This window comes from Desulfovirgula thermocuniculi DSM 16036, from assembly GCF_000429345.1.
GTDB classification, from domain to species: Bacteria; Bacillota; Desulfotomaculia; order Desulfotomaculales; family Desulfovirgulaceae; genus Desulfovirgula; species Desulfovirgula thermocuniculi.
Genome location: NZ_AUBR01000104.1, coordinates 1 through 4,030 on the forward strand (window position 1 = coordinate 1; position 4,030 = coordinate 4,030).

Consider the following 4,030-nt stretch of genomic DNA (forward strand, 5'->3'; position numbering starts at 1 on the left):
CAACCACGCCGGGAAGCCGGGGGCGTCCTCGCCGTAGTAACCATAGTGCCTCTCATCCGCCGCCATCTCCGCCAGCGCCTCCTCCCCGTTGAAAAGCAGTCCGCCAGCTTCGGACTCAGCTTTCCTCATGTAGCGCTGCGCTTCCGTTTCGAGCAATCGATACTCCTGCTCCAAGGCGTAGTACTCTTCTGTAAACTCCGGATCCTCCAGCAGGCGTGCCTTGAACTCGCACCAGTTCATCGATACTCTCCTCTTCTTCCGGTCCGGTTTCTACAGCATGGTTTAATTTTGACTAACTTTGACCATCAAGGTAACACAATACCCTTCACCGCTTTTCGACGTAGTACAGCGAATTCGCTGCCAGGCGCACCCGGCACACAGCCTGCTCCAGCCGGGCCACCAGGCGGGCGGCCTCGCCGTAGGCGAACTCGGGCGCGGCTAGTTCCCGCTCCGCCTCCCGTGCAACCGCCAGGATCTCCCGCACCGCCGCGCGCAGTCCGGCGCGGGCGGCGGGGAGGGGGTCGCCCGCACACCCCGGCACGGCCGCGACATCCGTGTAAGTATTGGACACTTTATCATCCCTCCCAAACTCCGGGTACGCTATAGCGTTGCTGTCGCTCCCTCCGGGGAGGAAAACCGGGGACTCCCGCTGGAAGGCATCTCCTCCAGCGACCATTCGTGGTCGTCGAAGAGCTTGCCACTACCCTTGAACCCGCACCGCTCAAGGGCCAGTTCGGCGTACTCGCGCTTCAGGTCGATGTACACGCTATCGCGCCCCAAACTCATAGCCGCCAACGTGACAGTGCCCGCCCCGCCGAAGGGGTCAAGTACGACGCAGGGGACGGGGTCGGGGGGATCCCACCGCGGCAGTTCCACACGCTCCAGCCACCCGCGCTCTATCCATCTCTCCAGCAGGTCGGACGGGATGGGACGTGCCCCGTTCCAGTCAGTGCGTATGTAGTGCTCGAACGCGCCCCCCGCCTCGGCTTCCATCAAGTGTCGGTAAGGGGAGTTTCGCAGTTGTTCCGCGTACTTCCGCTGTTCGTAACGGGTCACCGGCCTGACGCCCTCCTGGGGTTTGCGCGGGCGGTTGAAGCCCGCCCTCCCGATAAAAAGGGTGGGATCTTCCCCGTTGCCCCTCCCCACCGGGGAGAAGATAGTTTCCAGGTCTTCCGGTCCCACGCCAGGCGGGGCACCACAGGTGCAGGTGGGCCGCCATCCCAGCGTCTCCGCCTTGGTGGAGAAGCGCCAATGGCCTACGCCCTGCGGGCCGAGACGCTGCTCCCCGCTGGAGGGCCAACCGCCGGAGACCGCTTCCTCCCCGTTTAGTGTTCTTTGCCTTCTAACTACCTTCTCCCACGGCGCGCCGCACTCCGGGCAACAGCCCCTCTCGCTCGTGCCCGCCCTGATGCACAGTTCGGCTAGGGCACGGGGGAAGACCGCGAAGTGCGCCCCCGGGAACGGTTCGGTACAGATCTCCCAGACGGAGCGGCGGTTGCGGCCCATCTCCCCGGCAGGCTGGTGCAGGCTTCGGCTTCCCAGCCCGTGAGTAGCGCTTCCCCCTGCCAAGTAAGGCGCTTTGCCCCCTTTTCGGAAATGGGGACTCGCAGGCTCCTTCACGGCCTCGGCGTCATAGAAGTACCGCGGAGATTTGGCCATCAGGAAAACGTACTCGTGCGACTGCGTGGGCCGGTCCTTCACGCTCTCCGGCAGGCAATTTGGCTTCTCCCATATCACATCCGACCGGAGAAACCACCCGTCCGCCTGAAGCGCGAAAGCGACGCGCCAGGGTATCCCGATCAGGTCCTTCTCCTTTAGGCCGCCAGTCGGTTTCGCCGTGGGCGGCAAGCCGTCCCACCCGTGCCGCGGATCCTCGTAAGCCGGGCGGTGCCACCGCTCGGCAATCCGCTCGCGTTGCTTTCCTTCCCGCGCGCCGTAGTTGCCCCAACTCCCGGCGTAACTGTCCCCCAAGTTCAGCCATAGTGTACCGTCCCGCCGCAACACCCGTCGCACTTCCCTGAACACCAGCACCAAATGACCGACGTACATCTCCGGCGTCGGTTCCAGGCCGAGCTGGCCCTCCCAGGCCGGAACCCTGACCGACGGTAGCCCGGGCACCGGGGAGTACTCCACTTCCGGCCAGGCCACCGGGGGGAGCCCGTAGTCGCGTAAGCCGTAGTATGGGGGAGAGGTCACAACGCAGTGTACGCTCTCATCCGGCAGGGTTTTCAGCGCATCCAGGACGTGGCCGACGATGAAGCGGTGGGTGCCCAAAATCCTCATCTCCCGCCGCTTTCCCGGTCCGCAGGCGCCGGCGAAGTTTGGAAGTGTTTGGCTACCCCGCTTCCGGGTACCGCCAGCACCGCCGCCTCGCATACGGCGCGCGCGAAGGTGTTAGCCGCCGCGCGGACCTCCCGTCCCCCGGCAGGACCGCGCACGGTCACACTGTAGGCCGGACCGCTGCCCCCACCGCGGGCTTCGATGCGGATTTCGTACCCCGCCGCCCGCAGGTACTCCACCAGGGCCGCCGCCAGGCCGGGATCGACGGAGTAAAAGGGCACCGGGACGATCCAGGCGTCCAGCTCTTCCGCGTAGTTGGCCATCACGCCCCGGAAGAGTGGGTCTTCACTCTCGTCAACCCACCTGTCGTCCGGTAGGCGAATTACAGGCGACGGCGTGTGGTACCACGGGGCAACGGGTTCCCGTTCCGGCGAAGCCCTCCACAACCCGCACTCCGGTTCCGGCCCGCACGGCCAGTCCCGCGCGACCACCTCTAGGCCCAGCACCCTCTCCACCACCAGCGTGTCCAGTTCCCGGTTCGCGAGGCCGGACAGTTCAGAAATGGGTACCGCCACTATTCTCTGCTCCTTTCCCAAAAGCTCCCGAGATCCGCTCAATCCCACCATAGGAACCTCCTCACCCCAACCAAAAAAGGCGTTTCCTTATGTTCCCTCCCGTCCCTTTCAATCCCACCATAGGTCACCTAGGGGGCCGCAGGGCGTAGAACTCCAGCACACCCGGGGGCTCCGCCGCGGTCAGCCCCTCCACCCGCAGGACCGCGTTGGCCAGGTGCCATGCCAGGAGCGGCGGCATGAAAGCAACGTTCCCAAAAAACAGTAGGAGGCCGGAGCCGAAATGCCCGGCCCCGGTCCCCCTCCAACCCGACGGTTCACCCTAGCCGTTCGCCGCCGCGGCGGCCGCCTTGAGCTGCTTGCCCGCGCGGAACGCCACGACCCTGCCGCCGGGGATGACGATCTCCTCGCCCGTCTGCGGGTTTCTGCCCTTGCGGGCGGACCGCTCCCGCACTGCGAAGGTGCCGAAGCCGGGCACGCGGACCTCTTCGCCCCGCGCCACGGCCTCCCGGACGGCGTCAAGCACGGCAGTTACCGCCCGCTCGGCCTGGGCCTTCTTCAGCCCGGCCTTCTCTGCCACGGCGGCCACGAGCTCGGCTTTGGTCAAGCGAGACCACCTCCCTTCCGGAAAAGGAAAACCGCGCGGCACAGATCCTCCCCTGCAAGCCGGAGAATCCGCTCCGCGCGGTCGCCGTCAGGTGCTTTTTGAAATCAAATCCCGCTTTCCCACCCTCGCCGAAAACAGGCGCCAGCGCCCGGTAGTACGCAATGCCCGGTACCCGGTACGCATGTACTCAGTGCCCGATACCCCTTCACCCGACCTGCAAGAAGCCCGTTTCAAACGGACCCCACAGACGCGGGCCAGATTACCCCCTGACCCCGGGGGACGCCCCCAGCACCGGTTCCCGGCTACGCCTTATTTCCCTATTCCTCCAGGAGGTCGGTGCTCCAGTTGGCCGCCTGGATGGCGGCGTCCAGTTCCCGGTAGGCCTTCGCGTACTCGTCGGCCTTCCTGCGCCAGTAGGCCACGTCCACGGTAGGCACGAACTTGATTTCCGAGCGGGTCACCCGGAAGTCCCGTGCTCCCACGGCGGCGTCGGCCAGCTCCTTCGCCACCTCGTGCTTCAGCTTGAGCATGTCACGGCGCGCTATGGCCTCCATCAGCGTGCGGCCGTCGG

5 protein-coding genes and 1 pseudogene are annotated in these 4,030 nt (G+C 65.8%); all 6 read right to left on the minus strand.

Translation table 11 applies throughout. The features are described from left to right. Positions 1-240, minus strand: a pseudogene (locus G454_RS19605) (hypothetical protein); the annotation flags it as partial. An 85-nt stretch (positions 241-325) separates the two neighbouring features. Then, the gene (locus G454_RS0114810; protein WP_027719199.1) at positions 326-571 is read right to left on the minus strand and encodes a hypothetical protein; all 246 of its coding nucleotides are present in this window, start codon (positions 569-571) and stop codon (positions 326-328) included. A gap of 29 nt (positions 572-600) precedes the next feature. Beyond that, positions 601-2,283 carry a DNA-methyltransferase gene (locus G454_RS22195; RefSeq protein ID WP_051276542.1) on the minus strand — a complete coding sequence of 561 codons (1,683 nt, stop codon included), beginning with the start codon at positions 2,281-2,283 and terminating at the stop codon, positions 601-603. After that, entirely contained in the window at positions 2,280-2,903 is a 624-nt protein-coding gene (locus G454_RS0114820) for a hypothetical protein (protein WP_156896843.1), read from the minus strand. Before G454_RS0114820 ends, G454_RS22195 begins: the two co-directional genes overlap by 4 nt. 271 nt (positions 2,904-3,174) lie before the next feature. Further along, positions 3,175-3,459 (minus strand): HU family DNA-binding protein, encoded by a 285-nt coding sequence (locus tag G454_RS0114830; protein WP_027719201.1) that lies wholly within the window; start codon positions 3,457-3,459, stop codon positions 3,175-3,177. Between the two features lie 317 nt (positions 3,460-3,776). Then, on the minus strand, positions 3,777-4,030 hold a 254-nt coding region (locus tag G454_RS21915; RefSeq protein ID WP_027719202.1), incomplete at its 5' end, for a DIP1984 family protein.

Bases quoted from the DNA above. Each gene is read 5' to 3' on its own strand.
- G454_RS22195 (WP_051276542.1), bottom strand. From the start codon at position 2,283: ATGAGGATTTTGGGCACCCACCGCTTCATCGTCGGCCACGTCCTGGAT.